The following is an 18,434-nucleotide window of genomic DNA, read 5'->3' as shown; positions in this document are numbered from 1 at the left end:
GGTGCACCGCGATCAGTCCTCGGTCCGCGCGGCCAGTGACCAGCGCGCGCCGGACGACGAGTCCTCCACGACGATGCCGGCCGCGGCGAGGCGGTCGCGGATCGCGTCGGACGTGGCGAAGTCCCGGGCGGCGCGCGCCTGGGCCCGGGCCTCCAGCTCGGCGGCGACCACGGACTCCAGCGCCCGGGCGTAGCGCGCGTCGCTGCCGTGGGCGCGCCACTGGCTGCCGCCGGGGTCGAGGCCCAGGACGTCGAGCATCGCCCGCAGCACCACCATCGCGTCGCGGGACTCGTCCAGGTCGCCGCGCGCGAGCGCGGAGTTGCCGGTGCGCAGGTGCTCGTGGACGACCGCGAGCGCGGCGGGCACATTGAGGTCGTCGTCCATCGCGGCGACGAACTCGGCGGGCAGCTCGACGCCTGCGACCTCGGCGTCGTCGGCCACACCCACCTTCTCGGCGGCGCGCTCGACGAACCCCGCGAGCCGGTCCCAGGTGGCCTCGGCCTCGCGCAGGGTGTCGTCGGTCCACTCGAGCATCGAGCTGTACTGCACCGCTGTCATGGCGTAGCGCAGGACGGCCGCGCGCTCCTTGGCCAGCACGACGGTGACCAGCAGCCCGTTGCCCAGGGACTTGCTCATCTTGGCGCCGCTCTGCGTCACCCAGCCGTTGTGCAACCAGTACTGCGCGAACCCGTAGCCGGCGGCGCGCGACTGGGCCTGCTCGTTCTCGTGGTGGGGGAAGCGCAGGTCGAGCCCGCCGCCGTGGATGTCGAAGGACTCCCCCAGGTACCGCTGCGCCATCGCCGAGCACTCGAGGTGCCAGCCGGGCCGGCCGCGGCCGAACGGGGTGTCCCAGGAGGCCGTCCCCGGTTCGCCGGGCTTGGCGGCCTTCCACAGCGCGAAGTCGCGGGGGTCGCGCTTGGCGTCGTCGTCGACGGTGCCGTCCGGCGCGGGGATCATGTCGTCGACCCGCTGGTTGGTCAGTGCGCCGTACTCGGGGTAGCTGCGCACGTCGAACCACACGTCGCCGGGGCCGGTGGTGTACGCGTGACCGGTCTGGACCAGCCGGTCCATCAGCTCGATCATCGCGGGGACGTGGCCGGTCGCGCGCGGCTCGTGGCTGGGCGGCAGCACACCGAGCGCGTCGTAGGCCGCGGTGAACGCCCGCTCGTTCGTGGTCGCCCAGGCCCACCACGGCTCGCCGGCGTCGGCGGCCTTGGCCAGGATCTTGTCGTCGATGTCGGTCACGTTGCGCACCAGGGTGACGCGGTGCCCCGTGCGACGCAGCCAGCGCACCAGCACGTCGAACGCGATGCCCGACCGGAGGTGCCCGATGTGCGGTGGCGCCTGCACCGTGGCCCCGCACAGGTAGATGCCCACCTCGTTCGGCACGAGTGGGACGAAGTCACGCACCGTCCGGGTCGCGGTGTCGAAGAGGCGCAGGGTCACCGGTCAAGGCTACCGGCGCGGAACCCCCGCGCCTTTCACGGGGTCAGCCGAAGGTGTGCTGCTCGCCGCGGTACGTGGGGACGGTGGTCTCGATCGTGGTGCCGCGGACCAGGTGGACCTGCTCGAAGCGCTCCATGACCTCGCCGGACTTGGCGTGCCGGAACCAGACCCGGTCCCCGACCCGCAGGTCCGCTCCGCTCGAGAGCCGCAGCGGCGTCTGCACCTCGCCCGCGCCCTCGCGGCTGGTCAGCGCCAGCCCGGTGGGCCAGACGGGCCGGGGCTGGCGGGACTTCGTGGCGGGACCGGACGCGATGTACCCGCCGCCGAACGCGGTCGCGAAGCCAGGGCCGGGGACGCGGACGACGTCGAGCCCGAAGAACGCGGCCGGTCGAGGGGTGAACGAGCGGTACGCGTCGAAGAGGGTCGGCACGAACAGGCCGGAGCCGGCGGTGACCTCGGTGACGACGGGGTCGGCGGCGCTGGAGGCCACGGACCCGGAGCCGCCGGAGTTGACCAGTGACAGCTGGTGACCGGCGGCGGACTGCACGGCGTCGACGACGGCGGCGCGACGGACGGCCAGGTCCCTGATCGACAGCCGTTTGACCGCGCGGACGGCGGGCGAGGAGTCGGGCAGCCCGGCCACCTGTGCCTCGTAGAACATGACTCCGACCACGTCGACTCCGGACCGACGGGCGATCAGGGCGGCGAGCGCGCCGGCGTCGGCGGCGGAGTGCACCGGTGAGCGCCGGACGCCGAGGTGCGCGGCGATCGGACCGATCTTGACCCTGAGCGAGGCGTCGACGTCGAGGCACAGGCGCAGGGTCGTGCCGTGGGCGTCAGCCGCGCGGGCGGCGAGCTCGACCTGGGCCGCGTCGTCGACCATGAGCGTGACGGCCCCGGCGGCGGCGGGGTCGGCGGCGAGGGCGTCGAGCGCGCCCGTGTCGACGCTCGGGTAGCCCAGCAGGACGTCGTCGACGCCCTGCGACACGAGCCAGAGCGCCTCGCGCACGGAGTAGGCCATGACGCCGGCGAACCCGGGGAGCGCCAGGACGCGTTCGAGGACGTGCCGGACCCGGACGGACTTGCTGGCCACCCGGATCGGCGTCCCGCCGGCCCGCTCGACGAGGTCGGCCGCGTTGGCGTCGAGCGCATCGAGGTCCACCACGACCAGGGGCGCGGCCAGGCCCCGCGTCGCCTCGTCGAGACGCTCGCCGAGGGTGCGGGTCATGCGTCTGCTCCAGCGGTCAGGACGGGCTCGTCGCGCCTCACGACGCCGAAGCGGCCGGCGAAGACCGCCACGGCGATCACCAGGACGGCCGGCACGGCGAACCCCCATCGAAGGTTGGACTGGCTCCCGATCACGCCGACGAACACCCCGCCCAGGACGGCACCCACGTAGTTGAAGCCGTTCAGTCGCGCGACCACCGCGTCCGCGTGGCCGGGCGCCAGCTCCCCGGCGGCGGAGAAGCACAGGGGCGCGATCAGGCCCAGGCCCGCACCGGCGACCGCGAAGCCGAGCACGGCCTGCTCGGGCGCCTGGCTGGTGATCACCAGGAGCAGCCCGGCGGCACCGACGAGCGATGCGACCCGCACGACGGCCGCCCGGCCCCAGCGACGGACGCACGGGTCACCGGCGAGGCGCGAGACGAGCGTCATGGCGAGGTAGGCCGCGTACCCGAGCTTGGTGATGGTCCCCGTGGTGTCGAGCACCTCGTGCATGAAGATCGGGCTCCACGTGGAGATCGCCTGGTCGTTGACGTAGTACGCCACGACCCCGAGCCCCAGGAGCACCAACGGCGCCCACGGGATCACGGGCTTGACCGGGTCGATGCGCGGCTCGGCAGGCGTGGCGACCGCGCCGGCGGGAGCGACCCTCTCGCGCCAGGCACCGCGCCACACGGCGACCGACGTCAGGGCGGCGACGATCGTCCCGAGGAGCAGCGTGAGCGCGACGGGGTCGGTGGAGACACGCCCGGTCGAGACGGCGATGAGGACCGTGCCGATGATCCCGCCGATCGACCACGAGGCGTAGAAGCCGGTGAGCAGCGACTTCCCGTAGACGCCCTGGATGGCCACCGCCTGCATGTTGGTGCCGGCGTCGACCATGCCGAGCCCCGCGCCGTACAGGGCGAAGCCGCAAGCCAGCACCGCGAACGTGGGCGCGACGGACACCACGACCACGGCGGTCGCGACCACCACCAGCCCTGCGCCGAGGACTGCCCGACTACCTCCGGGGGTCCGCGCGATCCGGTCGGCGGCGAGCGTGCCCACGCCGGCCATCACGCAGACGCCGAGGATGACCGCGGAGATGGTGAGGTCGTCGATGCCGTAGCGGTCCTTGAACGAGTCGAGGCTCGTGAGGATCATCGCGAAGACGAAGCCCTGGGAGGCGAACCCGGCGGAGACCGCGATCCGGGCGCGCCTGGCCGGCGCCGCCGGCGGGACGCTCACGCGAGAGTCGCGGCGGCGTCAGCCTCGAGCGAGGCGGGGATGGCGACAGTCGCGAGGAACCGGCCGAAGCCCTGCAGCCCGTTGCGGGCCGCTTCGCTGTCACCGTCCACGAGCCAGGCCAGGGAGAACCCGTCGACCACCGCGACGATCGTGCGCGCGAGCGTCCCCCGCGGGACCGACCAGCTGACGTGCGCCGACCGCTCCACGAGGTCCAGGACCTGCTCGGCAGCCGCCCACTGGCCGCGGTACTGCTCGATGGCGACCTGGTTGAGCTCGGCGTGCCGCAACGAGGACGTCGTCAGCTCGTAGCTCAGCAGCTGCGGACCGCGGGACTCGCGGATACCTGTCCACAGGGCGTCGATGACGCTCTCGATGACGGACTCGGGGTCGGTGGCCTCCAGGGGCAGCTCCCCGAGGCTGCGTTCGAGGTTGGCCGACGTGATCGCGTGGGCCATCGCGCGCAGGAGCTCGTCCTTGTCCTGGAAGCAGTAGTGCACCACCCCCAACGAGACCCCTGCCTCTGCGGCGACAGCGCGCACCGTGGCAGCATCGATGCCGTCCCGGCTCGCGACGGCGAGTGCAGCCTCGATCAGCTGCTCGCGCCTCTCGGCCACAGGCAAGCGGTTCATGACAGGGTTCCCCTCCCTCGAGCGACGGCCCCACCGGCCGACCATCGCCGGTGGGCGAGGCCGACGCCTCCCCCAGTGCACAGTTCAATAGCACTTGTCACGATAGTCAAGGACTTGACGCACTTGACTTGGACAATCGACCAGGACAACCTTTCACCATTATGGGACGACTCCGCGCATCCGTCGACTGGCAGAACTGGGCTCGCACCGCTCGTGCGACGCCTCGCCGGGTGCTGCAACCGCGTGACCTGGAGGAACTATCCTCCGCCGTGCGCGACGGCGCCGCCGACGGCCTCCGCGTCCGCGCTGTCGGCGGCGGGCACTCGTTCACCCCTGTCGCGGTCACCGACGGCGTCCACCTCCGCCTCGACTCGTTGGACGCGCTCGAGCGTGTCGCGCCCCAGGAGGACGGCACCACGCACGTCACCGTGGGGGCCGGCATCCGTCTGGGCGCGCTGAACGCCCTCCTGGCGGACCACGGCCTGGCCATGCGCAACCTCGGCGACATCGACAAGCAGTCGATCGCCGGGGCCATCTCGACCGGCACGCACGGCACCGGCGCGCAGCTGGGCGGACTGTCCACGCAGGTCGTCGGCGCCCGGCTGGTCATGGCCACGGGCGAGGTCGTCGAGACCTCCCAGGCGATGCGGCCGGAGCTGTTCGAGCTGGCCCGCCTCGGCCTCGGCAGCGTCGGCGTGCTCGCCGCCGTGACCCTCGAGGTGGTCCCCGCGTACCGCCTGGAGGCCCGCGAGGAGCCGTGGCCCCTGGAGGACGTCCTCGAGCAGCTCGACGGACCCGACGGCCTGGTCGAGAGCAACGACCACTTCGAGTTCTACTGGTTCCCGCACACGCGTCGGGCGCTGACCAAGCGCAACAACCGCGTGCCCGACGACGTGGTGGTCCCCTTGCCGCGGCTGCGCGGGTGGGTGGACGACGAGCTCCTGTCGAACGCGGTGTTCTCGGTGGCCAACAGCATCGCGACCCTCGCACCGTCGACCACGGCGTCGATCAACGGGCTCGCCGCACGCGCGCTGTCGTCGCGCCGGTACACGGCACCGTCGGCGGACGTGTTCGTCTCCCCCAGACGGGTGAAGTTCCGCGAGATGGAGTACGCCGTCCCGCGCGACCAGCTGGTCCACGTGCTGCGCGAGATCGACACCTGGATCGAGTCGAGCGGTGAGCGCGTGCCGTTCCCCGTCGAGGTGCGGTTCGCGGCGGCGGACGACCTGTGGCTCTCGACGGCCCACGACCGCACGACCGCGTACGTCGCGGTGCACCAGTACCTGCGGCTGCCGTACGCGCGGTACTTCGCGGCCGTCGAGCGGATCGTCGCCCAGGTGGGTGGCCGGCCGCACTGGGGCAAGATGCACTGGCTCGAGGCCGAGCAGCTGGCGGCGCTCTACCCGCGCTTCACCGACGCCCAGCGCGTCCGCGCGGAGGCCGACCCCGAAGGCGTGTTCAGCAACGAGTACCTGGACCGCCTGCTGGGACCTGCGCACCGCGCGGCGTAGCCCTGCGCGGGTAGTCGGTACCGCGCGGCGTAGCCCTGCGCGGGTAGTCGGTACCGCGCGGCGTAGCCCTGCGCGGGTAGTCGGTACCGCGCGGCGTAGCCCTGCGCGGGTAGCGGACACCTCGCCGTCTTACCGTTTCGCGACGGTCGAGCCGCGGATCACCAGGCGTCCGGCCACGTACTCGGTCCCGGACCCGGTGTCCACACCGTCGAGGGCGGCGAACACCCGCTGCGCGGCAGTCCGTCCGAGCTGCTGCAGGTTGGCGTCGATGCTGGTCAGCGCGGGCCGCGAATTGGTGGTCAGCACCTCCCAGTTGTCGAACCCCATGACCGCGAGGTCGTCGGGGACGGTCCGGTGCAGGTCGCGGGCGGTGTCGAGGGCGCCGCGGGCGATCTGGTCGGAGCCGCACAGGATCGCGTCGATGTCGGGGTGCCGGGCCAGCAGCACGGCGGCCGCGTCGCGACCCCACCCCTCGGACCACTCGCTGTACATGACGTCGCCGACGAGCTCGAGCCCGGCGGCGTGCAGGCCGTCGCGGACGCCGTCGGCGCGGTCACGGGCGGCGGCGTAGGCGCGCTCGCCGGTGATGTGCGCGATCCGCGTGCGCCCGCACGCGAGCAGGTGCTCGACGGCGATGCGGCCGGCGCTCACGTTGTCTGGGGTGATCGACAGGTCGGACGGGTCGTCGGACGGTGCGTACGCGTAGACGACGGGGACGGGGATGGCGTGCCCGAGCGACGGACGCGGGTCGGTCTGCCGGCCGACGACGATGAGCCCGTCGACGCGGCGGCTGAGCAGGGCCCGCAGGTGGTACTGCTCGCGGATGGAGTCCCCGCGGGCGTCGCAGAGGAAGACGTTGACCTTGCCGGCGCCGAACGCGTCCTCGGCGCCCATGAGGATCGGGATGACGAACCGGCCCTCGAGGTCGCTGGTCAGCAGACCGACGGTGCCGGTGCGCCCGGCGAGCAGCCCCCGGGCGAGCGGGTTGGGGCTGAACGAGAGCCGTTCGGCCGCCTCCACGACGCGCTGCCGGGTGGTGTCCTTGACCTGGTCGCGCCCGTTGAGCGCCTTCGAGGCGGTCGCGACGGAGACGCCGGCGAGGCGCGCGACGTCGGAGAGCGTCACGGCGCGAGCTTGGTCGGCGCGGGCCACCGGGACCACCTCCTCGTGGGCGAATGCCGTTCGTGATCGAACTGTAACCGCACGAACCCGTTGACGCGCCACCCCTGGCCGCCCTATGTTCAGAAAACCTTTTCGGCTCGTTTCGGGATCGGGTCGGTTCCACGAGGAACCTCTAGGCGTGCACGTCAGGACGCCACAGGTACCAGGAAAGACCGACTGCAGCGCCCTCTCCGATCCGCAGGCGCCGACAAAGGGTTTCGCCCCATGAACCCCGGGGTGCCGACGACGGCACCCGCTCGACGAAGAGCACGAGGAGACGCCCATGAGGATCACCCGCACCCGGTCGGCAGGCACCCGCCTGGCCGCCGGGATCGTGACGGCCGGCTTGCTGGTCGGCCTGGCGGCGTGCAGCAGCTCGGACGACACCGACGGCGACGATGGTGGTTCCGCCGTCGAGGCCGGGCCCGACGGTACGGACGACGGCACCACGCTGACGCTGTGGACCCGCGCACCGCTGGAGAAGCAGGCCAACCTGCTGGTCGACGCCTACAACGAGTCGCACGAGAACCAGGTCGAGCTGACCGTCGTCCCGAACGACGACTACGTCGCGAAGGTCGGCGCCGCCGCCGGCTCGGACGGCCTGCCCGACCTGTTCGCCGCCGACATCGTCTACGTGCCCAACTGGGTGCAGCAGGGCCTGTTCCAGGACCTCACCGAGCAGATCGACGGCCTGGACTTCAAGGACGAGATCAACAAGGGCCACCTGGCCGCCGGCACCGCCGACGGCAAGGAGCACGTGCTGCCGTTCGTCCTGGACCTGTCGATGCTGTTCTGGAACAAGGACCTGTTCGCCGAGGCCGGGCTCGACCCCGAGAAGGCACCCGCGAACATGGCCGAGTACGCCGAGGCCGCCAAGGCGGTCCAGGCGCTGAACAAGCCCGACACGTACGGCACGGCGACCGGCCTGAACTGCGGCGGCTGCCTCGTCTTCACCTGGTTCCCGTCGGTCTGGGCCGACGGCGAGGAGGTCATGAACGAGGACGGCACCGAGTCGCTGCTCAACAGCGACACCGCCAAGGAGATCTACTCCACCTGGAAGGACCTCTGGGACTCCGGCGCGGTGCTGCCGTCGTCCGAGGACGAGGCCGGCCCGACGTGGACCGCCGGCTTCACCGAGGGCAAGGTCGGCCTCATGTTCTACCCGGCGACGCTGCTGTCGTCGACCACGGGCTTCGACGTCGGCGTGGCCGGCATCCCCGGCCCGGAGGGCGGCGCCTCGACGTTCGTCGGCGGTGACGGCATCGGAGTCTCCAAGGACTCCGAGAACGCCGCTCAGGCCTGGAACTTCCTGTCCTGGATGATGTCCGAGGACGCGCAGGTCGAGGTGCTGGCCAAGAACAACGACGTGGTGTCGCGCGCCGACCTGGCGGACAACGAGTACGCCGCCAAGGACCCCCGCCTGGTGACCATCAACGAGGTCGCCGGCCAGGGTGACACCCCCGTCGCGCTCAACTTCCAGCAGGCGTTCAACGCCCCGAGCAGCCCCTGGCTGACCCTGGTGCGCGGCGCGGTCCTCGGTGACGGAGCGAACGTCGACGCGGACAACGACGAGATCACGGCGGTGCTCGGGCAGTAGCCCGAGACCGGTGGGGTGCCGCAGCGCTGCAGTGCTGCAGGGCACGGCGCACCGCGCGCAGCGGCACCCCACCTCCCCCGCCCGAGACACCCGCACGAGAGGCACCCCGATGACCGTCCAGACGGCCACCTCCCCACCCCTGCGCGCACCGCGCCCACCACGCAGCCAGCGCAAGAGCAGCCACCGCCTGCGCGGCTGGGCCTACGCGTCGCCGACCGCCCTGTTCGTCCTCATCCTCTTCGTGGTGCCGTTGGTGCTCGTGTTCCGGATGAGCGCGTCGGACTGGCCGCTGCTCTCGGGTGACCAGGGGATCAACTTCCCCGACAACTTCACCGCCGCGGTGGACAACCGGTTCTTCGTCGACTCCGTGGTGTTCACCCTGAAGTACACGATCCTGGCGACGATCCTGCTGATCGCCCTCGGTCTGGGCCTGGCGCTGATGGTGCAGGAGTCGTCGCGCTGGAAGGGGCTGCTGCGCACGTCGTTCCTGGTGCCGAGCGCCCTGGGCCTGGCGTCGGCGTCGCTGCTCTTCTACGTCCTGTACTCGCCGCTGGCCGGACCGCTGGCGCCCTTCATGGAGCGGATGGGCTGGAGCTTCCTCGGCTCGCCCGACGCGGCCCTCGCCTCGACCCTGTTCCTCATCGTGTGGCGGTACGCGGGCTTCTACATGCTGCTCATGCTCGTCGGCCTGCAGTCGATCCCCGGGGACATCTACGAGGCGGCCCGCATGGACGGCGCCAACCGGTGGCACACGTTCAGCAAGATCACGATCCCGCTGCTCAAGCCGACTCTCGCGCTGACCACGATCCTGTGCGTCACGGGGTCGCTGCTGGCGTTCGAGCAGTTCTACATCCTCACCAAGGGCGGCCCGGACAACAGCACCATCACCGTGGTCCAGCTCATCTACTCGGTCGCGTTCCAGGGGCCGAACGACCTGGGCGTCGCCGCGGCCCTCTCCGTGATCGTCCTGGCAGCGCTCGTGCTCATCAACGTGGTCCAGCTCCGCGCCTTCCGCGGCTCGGACGAGAGCTGAGGGGCCGACGATGACCATCGCCAGCGTCCAGAACCACCCCGACTCCGACGTCCCGCTGATCCCCCCGACGCACCGCAAGGCGCCGCCGACGACGATCGCCGGCCTCGCGCTGCGCACGCCGTTCTGGGTGTTCTCCGGCGCGCTCGCCGTGATCTTCCTGTTCCCGCTGGTCTGGACGTCGGTGGCCTCCGTGTCGCCGCACCCGGGCACCGGGCAGGTGGACGGCTGGGGCTTCGGCAACTACGTCACGCTCGCCAACTACCAGGCGGGCATCTGGCAGTACCTGGCCAACTCCGTGTTCGTCTCGGGCCTGTGCGTGGTGCTCACGCTGCTCATCTCCACGCTCGGCGGGTACGCGTTCGCACGGTTCCGGTTCCCCGGCCGCAACGCGTTGTTCCTGCTCACGCTGGCCATCCTCATGGTCCCGTACGCGACCCTGCTGATCCCGCTCTACGTCCTGCTCAACACCTTCGGGCTCCAGAACTCGCTGGTCGGTGTGGCCCTGGTGCTCACCATGTTCCAGCTGCCGTTCTCGACGTTCATGATGCGGATCTCGTTCGAGTCGGTCCCGCGGGAGCTCGACGAGGCCGCGATGGTCGACGGCTGCACGTCGTTCTCGGCGCTGTGGCGGGTGCTGCTGCCGGCGGTCCGTCCGGGCCTGATCACGGTGGGGCTGTTCGCGTTCCTCGCGGCGTGGAACGACTTCTTCGCCCCGCTGATCCTCATCAACGACTCGAACAAGATGACGCTCCCGCTCGCGGTGTCGAACCTGCGCGGTCAGGTGCAGGGCGTCGTCGACTACGGCGCCACCGAGGCGGGCGTCGTCGTGCTGGCGCTGCCCTGCATCGTGCTCTTCCTCCTGCTCCAACGACACTACGTGCGCGGCTTCATGTCGGGTGCGCTCAAGGGATGACGATGACCAGTACCACGACCGCCGGCTCCCCCACCACACCCATCGCACCGGTCGCCCCCTCGCACGGCACCCTGCGCCCGCTCGGGCTCGGCGACGTGCAGATCACCGGTGGCTTCTGGGCGCAGCGGCAGGCCGTCAACGGCTCCGCGAGCCTCGCGCACATCGAGCACTGGATGGAGCGGGAGGGCTGGACCGGCAACTTCGACACCGCGGCGGCAGGCACCCTGTCCGACCTCGACCGCGGCGGCCGTGAGTTCTCCGACTCGGAGGTCTACAAGCTCCTCGAGGCCATGGCGTGGGAGATCGGCCGCACGGACGACGCCGCCCTCGACGGCCGGTTCCGCGCGCTCGTCGGACGCGTCGCCGCCGCCCAGGAGGCCGACGGCTACCTGAACACCACCTTCGGCCGGCCGGGGCAGCGTCCGCGGTACTCCGACCTGGAGTGGGGCCACGAGCTCTACTGCTACGGCCACCTGTTCCAGGCGGCTGTGGCCCGGGCCAGGACACGTCCCGACGCGGACGACGGCCTGCTGGAGATCGCCCGTCGCGCCGCCGACCACGTGGTCGAGGCGTTCGGTCCGGACGGCATCGCGTCGGTCTGCGGGCACGCCGAGATCGAGCCCGCCCTGGCTGAGCTGGGCCGTGCCACCGGAGACCGCCGCTACCTCGACCAGGCCGCGCTGTTCGTGGAGCGCCGTGGCACCGGGACCCTCGCCGACATCGAGCTGGGCCGGGCGTACTTCCAGGACGACGTCCCGGTGCGGGAGGCGACCGTGCTGCGCGGGCACGCCGTGCGGGCCAACTACCTGGCCGCCGGTGCGGTCGACGTCGCGGTCGAGACCGACGACACGGACCTGCTCGACGCGCTGACCACCCAGTGGGAGAACACCGTCGCGCGCCGCACCTACGTCACCGGTGGGCAGGGCTCGCAGCACGAGGGCGAGGCGTTCGGCAACGACTTCGTCCTGCCAGCGGACCGGGCGTACTCCGAGACGTGCGCGGGCATCGGCTCGGTGATGTTCTCGTGGCGCCTCCTGCTGGCCCAGGGTCTGCCCCGGTACGCGGACCTGGTGGAGCGCACGCTCTACAACGTGGTCGCCACGTCGCCGTCCCACGAGGGCACCGCGTTCTACTACACCAACACGCTGCACCAGCGGGTGCCCGGGAGCGTCCCGCCGACCGACGTCGCGAGCCCCCGGGCGTCGTCCTCGCTCCGCGCACCCTGGTTCGCCGTGTCCTGCTGCCCGCCGAACGTTGCCCGCACGCTGGCCAGCCTGGCGGCGTACGTGGCGACCACCGACGACGACGGCCTCCAGCTGCACCAGTACGCGCCCTCCCGCATCCGCACGACGCTGGCGGACGGGCGGCGCGTGGAGCTCGACGTGGAGACCGCCTACCCGCGCGACGGGGTCGTCCGCGTACGGGTGGCGACCACGGAGGACCGGCCCTGGACGCTGACGCTGCGGGTCCCCTCGTGGGCCGACGGTGCGGAGCTCCGTACTCCCGACGGCGTGCAGCGGGCGCCCCTCGGCACGGTCGCGGTGCACCGACGGTTCGCCGCGGGCGACGTCGTCGAGCTGCACCTGCCGATGGACCCCCGGGTGTCCAGCCCCGACCTCCGCATCGACGCGGTCCGCGGCTGCGTGGTGGTCGAGCGCGGTCCGGAGGTGCTGGCCCTGGAATCGGTCGACCTCGACGGCGCCGACGTCTCGACGGTGCGGCTGGACCTGAGCGCCGGACTGCGCGAGGTCGACGGGCAGGTGCTGGCCACGCTCGTCACCGCCGCCCCGACCGACGACGCCTGGCCCTACGGCTCCCCGCCCCCGCGGGCGGACGAGCCACGGACCGTGGCTCCCCTGATCGCCTACCACGACTGGGCGAACCGTGGACCGTCGACGATGCGGGTGTGGCTGCCGCTGGCGTGACGCCGGGAGGACGTCACCCGACGGGGTGATCGCCGCGCTCGGACCGGTCAGGCTCTGGCCCTGGGGCCTGGGTCAGGTGCAGAGTGTGCCGGTGGCCCACACCAGCAGGGCCGTCGTCGCGAGCGCGTACGGCGGTCCGGAAGTCCTCCGCCTCGTCGACGTCGATCCGGGCGACCCCGGGCCCGGCAACGTGCTCGTCGAGGTCCGGGCCGCGGGGGTCAACCCGACGGACTGGAAGGCCTACGCGGGCGTGTACGGCACGAACCCCGCGAACCTGCCCATGCGGCTGGGGTACGAGGTCTCCGGCGTCGTGAGCGCGGTCGGCCCCTCGGTGCGCTGGCTCTCCCCGGGCGACGAGGTCATCGCGTGGCGGGTGACGGGTGGCTACGCGGACCGGATCGTCGTCTCGGAGCAGGTCACCGTGCGGCGGCCGGCCAAGCTCGACTGGCCGGCGGCCGCCGGGCTGCTGCTTGCCGGTGCCACGGCGGTCCACACGCTCAGTGCGACCGGCGCGCGCGACGGCGACGTCGTGCTCGTGCACGGCGGCTCGGGCGGGGTCGGCCGCATGGTCGTCCAGCTGGCGGTCCTGCGCGGTGCCCAGGTGATCGCGACGGCGTCGCCGCAGCACCACGGCGACCTGCGCGACCTGGGCGCGAACCCGGTCGCCTACGGCGAGGGTCTGCTCGAGCGGGTGCACGAGGCGGCCCGGCAGACCGGCGAGGTCACGGTCGCCATCGACACCGTCGGCACGGACGAGGCTCTGGACGCGTCGGTCGCGGTGGTCACCGACCGCGATCGCATCGCGACGATCGCCGGGTTCGGGCGCGCCGGTGAGCTGGGCATCAGAGCGCTGGGCGGCGGACCCGGTGCTGACCCGGGGACGGCCGTGCGCGAAGCGGCTCGGGCGCAGCTGGCGGAGCTGGCCGCCGACGGCACGCTCGACGTCCGCGTCGCGCGGACCTATCCACTCTCGGACGTCGCCGACGCCCACCGTGCCGGACAGGCGGGACACACCGCGGGGAAGCTGGTCCTGGTGCCCTGACAGAGGGCTCCGACAGGCCCTCAGAACGGCAGCGGCGGCGGCGTACGGGTGATCTCGCGGCGGCGCTGGTCGTCGAGCGCCCGCAGGCCGGCGCTGGTCGCCTCGAGCACGTCGAGCGGGACGCGGACCCGGATCCGGACCGCCTGGGCCCCGTTGTCACGGATCGGGAGATGAGCCGGTGTGAGCGCTCCCACGATGGGGAGCCGCTCGGTCTTGGCGTCCGACGACTGTGTCACGCCCGGGACGGTACTGGACTGGGGGGCAGGACGCTACCCCAGAATTCGGACACGCCGCGGGCCGTGGGCACACGCCGGGCCGCTATGCGGTACCGATCTCTACCGCGAGGGCACGGAGCTCGTCGAGGACCCTGCGGACCACGAGCCGCTCGGCGCGGTCGCGTCGCAGGAGCGCGTCGATCCGCCGGCCCGCCCGGACGCCGACGAGGGGAACCAGGCGCACGCGTCCCTCGCCACCGAACGTGTATCGCGGCAGCAGCGACACCCCGTGACCGGCCTCCACCAGCGCCTCGACCACGTGGAAGTCGTTGACGCGGTGCACGATCCGGGGCGCCGACCCCGAGCGCGCACCGACCGCGCCGAGCACCGTCGCGACGGGGAACCCCTCCCGCACCGCGATCCACGGCAGGTCGCGCAGGTCGTCTGGGTGGACCTCGGTGCGGTGCGCCAGCGGATGGTCGATGGGGACCGCGACGTCGAGGGGCTCGCGCAGCAGCGGCACCACCTCGACCGCCCCGCCGCCGGCCCAGCCGAGCCCGTCGTCGGGCCGGTGGGCGACGACGACGTCCATCCGGTCCGTCAGCGCCACGAAGTCGTCCTGCGCGACGTCCTCGTCGGTGCACTCGAGCGTGATGCCGGCGAGCAGGGGTGACCGGGCGACCCGGGTGAGCAGGGCGGGCAGCAGCAGCTGGGCGCCGGTCTGGAACGCGGACACCCGCACGACGCCCTGCGGCCGCACCAGGAACTCGTCGCACGCGGCGCGCGCCCGTTCGAGGGCGACCGCGACGTCCATCGCGGCCTCGGCCAGCGCCTCGCCAGCCGGGGTCAGCCGAAGGCCGCGCCCCACCCGCTCCGTCAGGTGCACGCCGACCTCGCGCTGCAGCAGCGCGACCTGCTGCGACACCGCCGACGGCGTGAGGTGCAGCACCGCCGCGGCGGCCGTCACCCCACCCTGGGTGCCGATCGCGCGGAGCGTCTCGAGCGTGCGCGGATCCATGCAGTGACGCTACATCGTCACGTCATCACTATTCGATGGTGCTGCACGATCAGAGGTCGCATGCTCGGAGCCATGCCCACCCGCGACCGCCTGATCGCCGCCCTCGTTGCGGTGCTGTGGGGTCTGAACTTCCCGGCCATCCACCTGTCGCTCGAACAGTTCCCGCCGTTCTTCCTGGTGGCCCTGCGGTTCGCGCTCATCGCGATACCGACCGTGCTGCTGGTTCGCCCGCCCACCGCGCCCTGGCGCTGGATCGGCCTCTATGGACTGGGGTTCGGCGTCCTGCAGTTCGTGTTCCTCTACCTGGCGATGTCCACCGGCATGCCGGCCGGCCTGGCGTCGCTGGTGCTCCAGTCCTCCGCGCCATTCACGGTGATGCTCGCCGGGGTGTTCCTGCGGGAGCGGATCACCGCGCGGCAGGGTGCCGGGATCCTGCTCGCCGTCGCCGGCCTGGCGGGGATCGCCGTGCACCGGGCGGGGCTGGCCGGGGGCGCGACCCTGATGCCCGTCCTGCTGACCCTTTGCGGCGGGCTGGGCTGGGCGATCGGCAACCTGGGCAGCCGGCGCGCGATGCAGGCTTCACCGGGCGAGCCGTTCCGGCTCCTGCTGTGGATGTCCGTCGTGCCGCCGCTGCCGATGCTGGCGCTTTCCCTGGTCGTCGAGGGCCCCGCGGCGATCGCCGGCTCGTTCCATGGGCTGACCAGCACCCAGGGGCTACTCGCGCTCGGCGGCCTGCTCTTCACGGTCGTCGTCGCGACGCTCGTCGGCAGCGGGCTGTGGACCGCGCTCATGGGGCGGCACCCGTCGAGCACGGTGGCGCCGTTCTCGATGCTCGTGCCCGTGGTCGGCATCGCCGCGTCGTGGCTGCTGCTCCGCGAACGCACGTCGCCGACCGAGCTGGCCTGCGGTGCGCTGGTGCTCACGGGCGTGCTGCTGGGCAGCATGGGGCGGCGGCGCGAGCCGCGGACGACGCAGCGGCGTCAGCCGGAGGAGCTCGCGACGAGCGCCGTCGCGATCGCTGCGACGCCCTCGCCGCGACCGGTGAGCCCGAGCCCGTCGGTGGTGGTCGCGGAGACGCTCACGGGCGCCCCGACGGCCTCGGAGAGCACGGCCTCCGCCTCCGCTCGCCGCTGACCGATCTTCGGACGGTTCCCGATCACCTGGACCGTGACGTTGCCGATGGTGAACCCCGCGTCGCGCACCCGCCGGGCCGCCTCGGCGAGGAGCGTGGCACCGGCAGCACCGGCCCACTGCGGCTCCGACGTGCCGAAGTTCGACCCGAGGTCGCCCAGGGCCGCCGCGGAGAGCAGGGCGTCGGCAGCAGCGTGCGCGGCGACGTCCGCGTCGGAGTGCCCGGCGAGCGGTCGCTCCCCCGGCCATGCGAGCCCCGCGAGGTGCAGCACGGACCCGGCCTGAGGGTTCGCGTCGTAGGCGTGCACGTCGACGCCGATCCCCGTGCGGGGCAGGGTGCTCACTCGTCCTCCGTCGGCAGGGCGGCGACCGCGAGGTCCCGCGCGGTCGTGATCTTGGCGGCCCGCTCGTCGCCGGCGACCACCCACACGGTCTCGCCGAGCCGCTCGACCAGGCCCGCATCGTCCGACGCGGCCAGCGCCTCGTCGTGCGCGTCGTCGGCGCCGTGGGTGTGCGCCCGCAGGAGGAGCTCCAGGGCAAACCCCTGCGGTGTCTGGACGGCGCGCAGCTCGCCGCGCGGGACGGTCTCGAGCACCGGCTCGACGGTGACGCCGCGGTGCGGGGCGACGCGCTTGATGGTGTCCGTCACCGGCAGACCGGGGACCACCGCGGGGTGCCCGTCACGCACCGCCTCGATGACGCGGGCGACCAGCGACGGTGGCGCGAGCGGGCGGGCCGCGTCGTGCACCAGGACCACGTCGACGTCGGAGGCCCGCGGGTCCGCGGCCAGCGCCGCGAGACCGGCAGCCACCGAGGCCTGCCGGGTGGCACCTCCGGCGACGACCAGCAGGACGATCTCGCCGTCGGGGCCGTCGGGGCCGTCGAGGCCGTCGAGCTCGCGTGCGATGGCGTCGAGATGGAACGCGGGTGCGGTGACCACCAGCACCCGGACGCGATCGTCGCCCGCCGCACGCGCTGCCAGCAGGTTCCGGGCAGCGTGTGCGACGAGCGACTGTCCTCCCAGAGGCACCAGTGCCTTCGGGAGGGAATGACCGAGCCTGCTGCCGCTCCCGGCGGCAGTCAGGACTGCAGCGACGCTCACCGTGCTGGTGACGTCAGGACGCGAGGACCTCGTCGAGGATCGCTTCGGCCTTCTCCTCTTCGGTGTGCTCGGCGAGTGCGAGCTCCGAGACGAGGATCTGGCGGGCCTTGGCGAGCATGCGCTTCTCGCCCGCCGACAGGCCGCGGTCGGCGTCCCGGCGCGACAGGTCGCGCACGACCTCCGCCACCTTGATGACGTCGCCCGACGCGAGCTTCTCGAGGTTCGCCTTGTAGCGACGCGACCAGTTGGTGGGCTCTTCGGTGTACGGCGCCCTCAGGACCTCGAACACCTTGTCGAGACCTTCCTGACCGACGACGTCACGTACGCCCACCAGGTCCACATTCTCAGCCGGGACCTCAATGGTGAGATCTCCCTGAGCGACCTTGAGCTTGAGGTAGAGCTTGTCCTCTCCGCGGATGGTCCTGGTCTTGATCTCTTCGATCAATGCCGCACCGTGGTGCGGGTAGACAACGGTCTCCCCAACAGTGAAAGTCATCTGCAGGTGTCCCCTTTCGCAGAGGGGTATCTTATCACGGCGTTTTTCGCCTTTTGCCGCGTGGATATCGCCATCTGCGCAGGTCACAGGCAGGTCCGTGACCCCGCCCGCGACGAGGGTCGGCCCGAGCCGGTCACGCGTCCTGCAGCCCGGTGCAGGCGTGCGCGGCGGCTAGGCTGTGGCCCGGCGGAGATGCTCCGTCCACCAGCCCAGCCCCGCCCGCAGCGCCCGACGTCCCGAGGAGTCACCGTGACCTCGCCCCGCCCCCGCACTCTCCGGGCCGCCGCCCTCGTCGTCGGGGCCGCCGTCGCCGGGCTCACGCTCGCCGGCTGCTCCGCCACCAACCCGATCACCACCCAGGACCAGTACTCCGCGTCCGACGGGGTCACCTTCTCGCTCGGCAACGTGCGAGGCAGCAACCTCCACGTGCTCGTCGCGGCGCAGGGCGACCCCGGGACGCTCCAGGGCGCGCTCATCAACGACGGCCGCGAGGACCGCTCGGTCACCCTCGCGATCGGCGACGAGGAGACGACCGTCGAGCTGGGCCCGAAGGAGACGGTGCTCCTCGGGGTGAGCGACGCCGGTGAGGAGGGCTACGCCGAGGTGACGTTCCCCGCCGTCGACGCCCCGCCGGGGGGCCTGGTGGCGGTGACAATCTCGACGCCCGAGGACGGCTCGATCGACGTCGAGGTGCCCGTGCTCGACGGCACCCTGCCCGAGTACGCCTCGCAGGTGCCCACCGCCCCCACCGAGGACTGACCACG

17 protein-coding genes and 1 pseudogene are annotated in these 18,434 nt (G+C 72.4%); 8 read left to right on the top strand and 10 right to left on the bottom strand.

Annotated elements, in window-relative coordinates; all coding sequences use genetic code 11:
* Window positions 1-12 precede the first annotated feature (12 nt).
* The 4 genes from cysS to ASG23_RS02285 are packed head-to-tail and all read right to left on the bottom strand — an operon-like array spanning window position 13 to window position 4,526.
* On the bottom strand, window positions 13-1,446 hold the full coding sequence (gene cysS / locus ASG23_RS02300; protein ID WP_056019454.1) for a cysteine--tRNA ligase: 1,434 nt from the start codon (window positions 1,444-1,446) through the stop codon (window positions 13-15).
* A 43-nt stretch (window positions 1,447-1,489) separates the two neighbouring features.
* Complete coding sequence (locus ASG23_RS02295; protein ID WP_056019451.1) at window positions 1,490-2,674, bottom strand: alanine racemase; 1,185 nt, start codon at window positions 2,672-2,674, stop codon at window positions 1,490-1,492.
* On the bottom strand, window positions 2,671-3,897 hold the full coding sequence (locus tag ASG23_RS02290) for an MFS transporter (RefSeq protein ID WP_056019449.1): 1,227 nt from the start codon (window positions 3,895-3,897) through the stop codon (window positions 2,671-2,673). The genes ASG23_RS02295 and ASG23_RS02290 overlap by 4 nt, the downstream gene beginning before the upstream one ends.
* Window positions 3,894-4,526, bottom strand: a complete 633-nt coding sequence (locus ASG23_RS02285; protein WP_056019446.1) for a TetR/AcrR family transcriptional regulator — start codon at window positions 4,524-4,526, stop codon at window positions 3,894-3,896. The genes ASG23_RS02290 and ASG23_RS02285 overlap by 4 nt, the downstream gene beginning before the upstream one ends.
* Before the next feature lie 161 nt (window positions 4,527-4,687).
* Between ASG23_RS02285 and ASG23_RS02280 the strand changes: the two genes are divergently transcribed.
* Window positions 4,688-6,037, top strand: coding sequence for a D-arabinono-1,4-lactone oxidase (locus tag ASG23_RS02280; protein ID WP_056019442.1), 1,350 nt, complete (start codon window positions 4,688-4,690; stop codon window positions 6,035-6,037).
* A gap of 129 nt (window positions 6,038-6,166) precedes the next feature.
* Here ASG23_RS02280 and ASG23_RS02275 read toward each other — a convergent pair whose 3' ends face one another.
* Window positions 6,167-7,162, bottom strand: coding sequence for a LacI family DNA-binding transcriptional regulator (locus tag ASG23_RS02275; protein WP_235520812.1), 996 nt, complete (start codon window positions 7,160-7,162; stop codon window positions 6,167-6,169).
* A gap of 319 nt (window positions 7,163-7,481) precedes the next feature.
* Between ASG23_RS02275 and ASG23_RS02270 the strand changes: the two genes are divergently transcribed.
* From ASG23_RS02270 to ASG23_RS02250, 5 genes are all read left to right on the top strand, one after another.
* Window positions 7,482-8,795: an ABC transporter substrate-binding protein gene (locus tag ASG23_RS02270; RefSeq protein ID WP_056019436.1), complete on the top strand. Its 1,314-nt coding sequence runs from the start codon at window positions 7,482-7,484 to the stop codon at window positions 8,793-8,795.
* 109 nt (window positions 8,796-8,904) lie between these two features.
* Window positions 8,905-9,828, top strand: a complete 924-nt coding sequence (locus ASG23_RS02265) for a carbohydrate ABC transporter permease (RefSeq protein WP_056019433.1) — start codon at window positions 8,905-8,907, stop codon at window positions 9,826-9,828.
* Between the two features lie 10 nt (window positions 9,829-9,838).
* Window positions 9,839-10,741 (top strand): carbohydrate ABC transporter permease, encoded by a 903-nt coding sequence (locus ASG23_RS02260; RefSeq protein ID WP_082515680.1) that lies wholly within the window; start codon window positions 9,839-9,841, stop codon window positions 10,739-10,741.
* Window positions 10,738-12,666 (top strand): glycoside hydrolase family 127 protein, encoded by a 1,929-nt coding sequence (locus ASG23_RS02255; RefSeq protein ID WP_082515678.1) that lies wholly within the window; start codon window positions 10,738-10,740, stop codon window positions 12,664-12,666. The genes ASG23_RS02260 and ASG23_RS02255 overlap by 4 nt, the downstream gene beginning before the upstream one ends.
* 91 nt (window positions 12,667-12,757) lie before the next feature.
* Window positions 12,758-13,708: a quinone oxidoreductase family protein gene (locus ASG23_RS02250; RefSeq protein WP_056020685.1), complete on the top strand. Its 951-nt coding sequence runs from the start codon at window positions 12,758-12,760 to the stop codon at window positions 13,706-13,708.
* A gap of 20 nt (window positions 13,709-13,728) precedes the next feature.
* Here ASG23_RS02250 and ASG23_RS02245 read toward each other — a convergent pair whose 3' ends face one another.
* Complete coding sequence (locus tag ASG23_RS02245; RefSeq protein ID WP_056019429.1) at window positions 13,729-13,944, bottom strand: hypothetical protein; 216 nt, start codon at window positions 13,942-13,944, stop codon at window positions 13,729-13,731.
* Between the two features lie 82 nt (window positions 13,945-14,026).
* Entirely contained in the window at window positions 14,027-14,941 is a 915-nt protein-coding gene (locus ASG23_RS02240) for a LysR family transcriptional regulator (protein WP_056019427.1), read from the bottom strand.
* Between the two features lie 72 nt (window positions 14,942-15,013).
* Here ASG23_RS02240 and ASG23_RS02235 point away from each other — a divergent pair, with 72 nt between their 5' ends.
* The gene (locus ASG23_RS02235) at window positions 15,014-16,075 is read left to right on the top strand and encodes an EamA family transporter (RefSeq protein WP_056020682.1); all 1,062 of its coding nucleotides are present in this window, start codon (window positions 15,014-15,016) and stop codon (window positions 16,073-16,075) included.
* Here ASG23_RS02235 and ASG23_RS19385 read toward each other — a convergent pair.
* The 3 genes and pseudogenes from ASG23_RS19385 to ASG23_RS02225 all read right to left on the bottom strand — a co-directional run.
* Window positions 15,997-16,344 (bottom strand): annotated as a pseudogene (locus ASG23_RS19385) (2-C-methyl-D-erythritol 2,4-cyclodiphosphate synthase); the annotation flags it as partial. The gene ASG23_RS02235 and the pseudogene ASG23_RS19385 sit on opposite strands and share 79 nt — an antisense overlap.
* Window positions 16,345-16,412: 68 nt before the next feature.
* Entirely contained in the window at window positions 16,413-17,174 is a 762-nt protein-coding gene (gene ispD, locus ASG23_RS02230) for a 2-C-methyl-D-erythritol 4-phosphate cytidylyltransferase (RefSeq protein WP_056019424.1), read from the bottom strand.
* A 13-nt stretch (window positions 17,175-17,187) separates the two neighbouring features.
* Window positions 17,188-17,670: a CarD family transcriptional regulator gene (locus ASG23_RS02225; RefSeq protein WP_055916922.1), complete on the bottom strand. Its 483-nt coding sequence runs from the start codon at window positions 17,668-17,670 to the stop codon at window positions 17,188-17,190.
* Between the two features lie 249 nt (window positions 17,671-17,919).
* Here ASG23_RS02225 and ASG23_RS02220 point away from each other — a divergent pair, with 249 nt between their 5' ends.
* The gene (locus tag ASG23_RS02220) at window positions 17,920-18,429 is read left to right on the top strand and encodes a hypothetical protein (RefSeq protein WP_056019421.1); all 510 of its coding nucleotides are present in this window, start codon (window positions 17,920-17,922) and stop codon (window positions 18,427-18,429) included.
* The last annotated feature ends 5 nt before the right edge of the window (window positions 18,430-18,434 follow it).

The organism is Cellulomonas sp. Leaf395 (genome assembly GCF_001424125.1).
GTDB lineage: Bacteria > Actinomycetota > Actinomycetes > Actinomycetales > Cellulomonadaceae > Cellulomonas.
Note: the sequence above shows the minus strand (reverse complement) of the source record. Positions and strands in the feature narration are given on the sequence as shown.